The organism is Mycobacterium sp. (genome assembly GCF_049585075.1).
Classification (GTDB): domain Bacteria; phylum Actinomycetota; class Actinomycetes; order Mycobacteriales; family Mycobacteriaceae; genus Mycobacterium.
On sequence record NZ_JBAUZA010000543.1, the window covers coordinates 1 to 4,905 of the forward strand.

A 4,905-nucleotide genomic window follows, 5' to 3' on the forward strand; every position below is an offset into this window, starting at 1 on the left:
GGCTGGTGGCCGGCGTCGGGGCGTTCTCCGCGCACGCGGCCGCTGTGCTGATCAAGCGACTGGTGCGCCGCCAGCGGCCGCATCATCCGGCGGTTGCCGTGAACGTCGGCACACCGAGCAAGTTGAGCTTCCCGTCGGCGCACGCCACCTCGACCACCGCGGCGTCCATCCTGCTGGCCCGTGTCACCGGAGCGCCGCTGCCTGTCATGCTGGTGCCACCGATGGCACTCTCGCGGGTGCTGCTCGGCGTGCACTATCCCAGCGACGTGGCGACCGGCGTGGTTGTCGGCGCCATAGTCGCAGCGGCCGTGGAACGGGCAGCCGTTCGAATCGATGGGCGGCTGACAGGAGCGGGCAAATGAGCGACGCCGGCGACGATGCAGAGCGCAGCGATGCTGAGGAGTGGCGCAAATGAGCGAAGAGATCAAAGATGAAGCGCCAGTGACCGGACCGCCGGCAAACCTGGTCGTAGGCCTGTTCAGGGCGATCCGCCCGCGCCAATGGGTGAAGAACGTGCTGGTGCTACTCGCGCCATTGGCCGCGTTGGGCACCGATGTCCGCTACGACTACGCCGACGTGCTGGGCAAAGAGGCCATTGCGTTCGTGGTGTTCAGCCTGGCCGCCTCGTCGATTTACCTGATCAACGACGTGCAGGATGTCGAGGCCGACCGCGAGCACCCCACCAAGCGATTCAGGCCCATCGCCGCCGGCGTGGTGCCCGAGTGGCTGGCATATGTCGTGGCGGCAGTGCTGGGGGTGGGTTCGCTCGTCGTCTCCTGGTGGCTGACCCCGAACCTGGCGCTGGTGATCGCTGTCTACCTCGGCATGCAGTTAGCGTATTGCTTCGGCCTCAAACACCAAGCGGTGATTGACATCTGCATCCTCTCGTCGGCGTATTTGATCCGCGCCATCGGCGGGGGTGTGGCCGCCGGTATCTATCTGTCGCAATGGTTTTTGCTGGGAATTGCCTTCGCGTCGCTGTTCATGGGGGCCGGGAAGCGCTATGCCGAACTGCAACTGGCCGAGCGCACCGGCGCCAAGATCCGCAAATCGCTTGAGAGCTACACCGGCACCTACCTTCGGTTTGTCTGGACAATGTCGGCCACCGCGCTGGTCGTGTGTTACGGGCTGTGGGCGTTCGAGCGGGACCGCTATTCAGGCAACTGGTTCGCGGTCTCGATGATTCCGTTCACGATCGCGATCCTGCGTTACGCGGTCGACGTCGACGGCGGTCTGGCCGGCGAGCCCGAAGACATCGCGTTGCGCGACCGGGTGTTGCAGTTGCTGTTCGTGGCCTGGATCGGAACCATAGGTGCTGCGGTTATCCTCGGCTGACGTGGCGGGCAAGATCCCGGTGCCGTCTCCCGGGCCGGTGCTGCGGGCAGTAGGCCGGCCGGCGTTTCGGTACGACACCACGGTGCGGGTCAGCCTCTGGGTGAGCGTGGTCGTGGTTGCGGTGTTGTTCGGGTGGGGAGCCTGGCAGCGGCGCTGGATCGCCGACGACGGTCTGATCGTCTTACGCACCGTGCGAAACCTGCTGGCCGGCAACGGCCCGGTGTTCAACGCGGGCGAGCGGGTAGAAGCCAACACTTCGGTGGTGTGGACCTATCTGGTCTATCTCGGAGGCTGGCTGAGCTGGCCGATGCGCCTGGAGTATGTGGCCCTGGTGCTGGCCCTGCTGCTCAGCGTGGCGGGGTTGGCGATGCTGATGTTGGGCACCGGCCGGCTGTTCGCGCCCGGCTTGCTGGGACGTCGCGCCGTCATGCTGCCGGCCGGTGCGCTGGTGTACATCGCGGTTCCGCCGGCCCGCGACTTCGCCACATCCGGTCTGGAAAGCGGGCTGGTAATGGCCTACTTGGGCCTGCTCTGGTGGATGATGGTGTGCTGGTCGCAGGCGATGCGGGTGCGCCCGTCGGGCCGCTGGTTCATCGGCGCGCTGGCCTTTGTCGCCGGGTGCAGTGTGCTCGTGCGCCCCGAGCTCGCTCTGATCGGTGGCCTGGCGCTGATCATGATGCTGATCGCCGCCGAGGGCAGGCGGCGCCGAGTGCTGATCGTCGTGGCCGGCGGCCTGTTTCCGGTGGGCTACCAAATCTTCCGGATGGGCTACTACGGACTGCTGTTCCCCGGGACCGCGTTGGCCAAGGACGCCGCCGGCGACAAATGGTCGCAGGGCGTGATCTACCTGTCCAACTTCAACAGCCCCTACGCGCTCTGGGCGCCTGCGGTGCTGCTGGCGGCGCTGGCCCTGGTGCTGCTGGGTGGCGGCAGCCGGCCCTGGTGGACTCGTCATACGCCCCCAACTAGGCACGGGCCGCTGGCCCGGTCGGTGCAAAGCCCAACGGCCGTAGTGGTTTTCATCCTCGTCAGCGGTCTACTGCAGGCGTTGTACTGGATTCGGCAGGGCGGCGATTTCATGCACGGCCGGGTGCTGCTGACACCGTTGTTTTGTTTGCTCGCGCCGGTTGCGGTGGTGCCCGTGGTGTTTCCCGACGGCACCCGGCTGTCTCGGGAGGCCGGTTACTGGTTGGCCGGCGCGGTGAGTGCACTGTGGATGGCGATCGCGGGATGGTCGCTGTGGGCGGCGAATTCGCCCGGAATGGGCGACGACGCCACCCGGGTTACCTACTCGGGCATCGTGGACGAGCGCCGCTTCTACGCACAGGCGACCGGTCATGCCCATCCGCTGACGGCCGCTGACTACCTGGATTACCCGCGGATGCGCGCGGTGCTGGTGGCGCTCAACAACACTCCGGAGGGGGCTTTGCTGCTGCCATCCGGCAATTACGATCAGTGGGATCTGGTCCCGGCTGTCGCGCCGAAATCGCCGCCGCCTGGCCCACCTCCGAAGGGTCCGCACACAGTGTTTTTCACCAACCTCGGCATGGTGGGCATGAACGTCGGGCTGGACGTCCGGGTGATCGACCAGATCGGATTGGCCAACCCGCTGGCCGCTCACACCGCCCGGTTGCAGCACGGCCGGATCGGCCACGACAAGAACCTCTTCCCGGATTGGGTGATCGCCGACGGGCCATGGGTGAAGTGGTATCCGGGCGTTCCCGGGTACATCGACGCGCAGTGGGTGGCCCAAGCCGAGGCGGCGCTGAAGTGCCCGGCTACCCAGGCGATGCTGAATTCGGTGCGCGCTCCGATGGGTTTGCACCGGTTTGTGTCGAATCTGCTGCATTCCTACGAGTTCACCCAGTATCGAATGGACCGGGTTCCCCGTTATGAACTCATCAGGTGCGGCTTGGCCGTGCCCGAACCCGTCGGTGCTCCGTACACCGGCATGCCGGCTACCGGCCCGTAGCCGTCCGGGATTTCGCTTCCGGGCGGGGTCGGAGAAAGAGAATTTTTCGACAACTTTTACTTCGGCGTGCCGCGACTCCCGCAACAACCGCCCCGACCGGCGCGCAGCAACTCGGCATATGTATTCTTACCGGCGTGCGACCGCTCGTCGGCACATTCACAGCGTGGTGATCCGCAGCCGAGTCGAGCGGGCCTGGCCGCGGCGTTGGGCCCGGGATGGGACCCCCGCCAAGGCGAAGGCACCCCCAAAGATGTGGTTGACTACACGAGCACTCCTGCCCAGTTGAGTATCAGGCTGGCGTGCCCGGTGACGATGCGGGTCGTGAAACGGCCCGAGGAGAAGCTGGGCAGTAGTCCGGGGCAGTCCGACCCACAGTTGTGGGCCCGACAAGAATGAGGAAGCAAGAATGAGGCTTGTTGACAGGTTTTTCGGCGCGGCAAAAAGGACGCCGCGCCGACTCGCGATAGGGGTCGCCGCTGCGGCCCTGCTGCCGGGTCTGATCGGCGTCGTGGGTAACACCGCGACCGCGGGAGCGTTCTCCCGGCCCGGTCTGCCCGTCGAGTACCTGCAGGTTCCGTCCGCGGCGATGGGCCGCAGCATCAAGGTCCAGTTCCAGAGCGGCGGCGCCAACTCACCGGCCGTGTACCTGCTCGACGGTCTGCGCGCCCAGGACGACTTCAACGGCTGGGACATCAACACCCCAGCGTTCGAGTGGTACAACCAGTCCGGGCTTTCGGTTGTGATGCCGGTGGGCGGGCAGTCCAGCTGGTACACCGACTGGTACAGCCCGGCCTGCGGTAAGGCCGGTTGCTCCACCTACAAGTGGGAGACCTTCCTGACCAGCGAGCTGCCGCAGTACCTGCAGGCCAACAAGCAGGTCAAGCCGACCGGCGGCGCGGCAGTCGGTCTGTCGATGGCCGGCGCGTCCGCGTTGAACCTGGCGAACTATCACCCCGACCAGTTCATCGAGGTCGGCTCGTTCTCCGGTCTGATGGACCCCTCGCAGGGCATGGGACCAACGCTGATCGGCCTGGCGATGGGTGACGCCGGCGGCTACAAGACCAAGGACATGTGGGGCCCGAAGGAGGACCCGGCCTGGCAGCGCAACGACCCGCTGGTCAACGTCGGCAAGACCGTCGCCAACAACACCCGAGTGTGGATGTACTGCGGTAACGGCAAGCCGTCGGAACTCGGTGGCGACAACATGCCGGCGAAGTTCCTCGAGGGCTTCGTGCGGACCAGCAACATCAAGTGGCAGGACGCCTACAACGCGGCCGGTGGCCACAACGCGGTGTTCAACTTCGATGCCAACGGCACGCACGACTGGCCGTACTGGGGCGCGCAGCTGCACGCCATGTTGCCCGACCTTCAGCGGGTGCTTGGTGCGACACCGGGCGCCGGTCCGGCCGCTCCGGCTGCCACCGCGGCCGGTCAGCACACCTAAGCGTTGCAATTGCACGACTAACGGCGACGACCTTGCGGGGTCGTCGCCGTTAGTCATTTCCGGCGTCGGACACATCCGCGGTGTGGTTAGCTACCTTGCGGGACGGGGGCGATCTGCTGGGGTCTCTGGGTTGGTGGTCGAGCGACGAGTGAGG

At 66.2% G+C, this 4,905-nt stretch carries 4 protein-coding genes; all 4 read left to right on the plus strand.

Annotated features, from left to right (window positions below):
* Positions 1-362 (plus strand): phosphatase PAP2 family protein (locus WB785_RS24790; RefSeq protein WP_424082755.1); only part of this gene is annotated, 362 nt, incomplete at its 5' end.
* 49 nt (positions 363-411) lie between these two features.
* Positions 412-1,335, plus strand: coding sequence for a decaprenyl-phosphate phosphoribosyltransferase (locus WB785_RS24795; protein ID WP_424082757.1), 924 nt, complete (start codon positions 412-414; stop codon positions 1,333-1,335).
* A 1-nt stretch (position 1,336) separates the two neighbouring features.
* Positions 1,337-3,307, plus strand: a complete 1,971-nt coding sequence (zomB, locus tag WB785_RS24800) for a flagellar motor control protein ZomB (RefSeq protein WP_424082759.1) — start codon at positions 1,337-1,339, stop codon at positions 3,305-3,307.
* A 406-nt stretch (positions 3,308-3,713) separates the two neighbouring features.
* Complete coding sequence (locus WB785_RS24805; RefSeq protein WP_424082761.1) at positions 3,714-4,751, plus strand: esterase family protein; 1,038 nt, start codon at positions 3,714-3,716, stop codon at positions 4,749-4,751.
* Positions 4,752-4,905: the final 154 nt, after the last annotated feature.

What these genes read in the sequence shown, in the direction of transcription:
- WB785_RS24795 (WP_424082757.1), top strand. Translation starts at nt 412, where the DNA reads ATGAGCGAAGAGATCAAAGATGAAGCGCCAGTGACCGGACCGCCGGCA.
- WB785_RS24805 (WP_424082761.1), top strand. Translation starts at nt 3,714, where the DNA reads ATGAGGCTTGTTGACAGGTTTTTCGGCGCGGCAAAAAGGACGCCGCGC.